Origin of the sequence: Bradyrhizobium sp. CCBAU 11357 (assembly GCF_028128865.1) — a bacterium.
Taxonomy (GTDB): domain Bacteria; phylum Pseudomonadota; class Alphaproteobacteria; order Rhizobiales; family Xanthobacteraceae; genus Bradyrhizobium.
In genome coordinates, this window is record NZ_LBJW01000038.1 from 1 (window position 1) to 939 (window position 939).

At 51.9% G+C, this 939-nt stretch carries 2 protein-coding genes; both read left to right on the forward strand.

The features are described 5' to 3' along the window. Positions 1–420 (forward strand): helicase-related protein (locus XI05_RS08965; RefSeq protein WP_271500718.1); only part of this gene is annotated, 420 nt, incomplete at its 5' end. Next, positions 420–872, forward strand: coding sequence for a hypothetical protein (locus XI05_RS08970; RefSeq protein WP_271500720.1), 453 nt, complete (start codon positions 420–422; stop codon positions 870–872). The genes XI05_RS08965 and XI05_RS08970, both read left to right, overlap by 1 nt. The last annotated feature ends 67 nt before the right edge of the window (positions 873–939 follow it).

Genomic DNA, 939 nt, shown 5'->3' on the forward strand with positions numbered 1-939 from the left:
TCTGTCCGTCCTTCTTCGGGCCGGACTCTAACTCCTTCTGGAGGAAATACGCAGTGGCAGGTCAGCATCGGAAGAGCTGGTGGTAACGTAATCTACGTTAACCGCGCTTCGGACGCAGAAACTGTTGCCGAGATACTGTGTCAATTCATCAAGAATGAGATTGCAGATCCGGAACTTACCGCGCCAAGCGAGCTATGCGAAAAAGCGGTTCATCCGAAGTTCAAACTTCGGCGATTTGTGAAAAACGGCGTCGCTTTTCACTATGGCAACATCCCGCAGCTGATCAGGACCGAGGTAGAACGGCTGTTTTCGTCAGGAAAGATCAATTTCTTGGTCTGCACCTCCACCTTGATTGAAGGCGTGAATCTGTCCTGCCGAAGCGTCTTCATGCGAAATCCAAAGCGCGCCAGAGCGAGCTGATGAAGCCGGAGGATTTCTGTAATCTTGCTGGCCGGGCCGGCCGATGGGGCAAGGAATTCCAGGGAAATATTTTCTGTATTGATCCGCTTCGCGCGTCGGATTGGGTGGACGGAAGCGCGCCGCGATCGAAACGCAGGCAGAGTATTCGTCTTGCGACTCAGCGGCTGGCGTCCGAATTTTCTGAGTTCATGGAATACGCGAAAAGTCGCGCAATTCGGACTCGAGGTCGCTTTTACGAATATCTGCTGTCGTATCTTGTTTTTCGACAGATTGATTACGGTACGCTCGCCTCATCGCCGAGCGTACATGGCCTTTCGCAGGACCAGCTCGATATTTTGTCTACTGAAATGGATGGGATTATAAAAACCCTCGAAGTTTCTTCACGAATCGTGTTGCGCAATCCAGGGATTAGCCCGTGGGGGATGAATGCTGTTCGCCGTCAGGACCTGTGAGACAAATTGTAGGATTTTGCGGAGGGAGGATTTCTGGTTCATCGTAGCCACCAGGAGCGAAGATGAG

Bases quoted from the DNA above. Each gene is read 5' to 3' on its own strand.
- XI05_RS08970 (WP_271500720.1), top strand. From the start codon at position 420: ATGAAGCCGGAGGATTTCTGTAATCTTGCTGGCCGGGCCGGCCGATGG.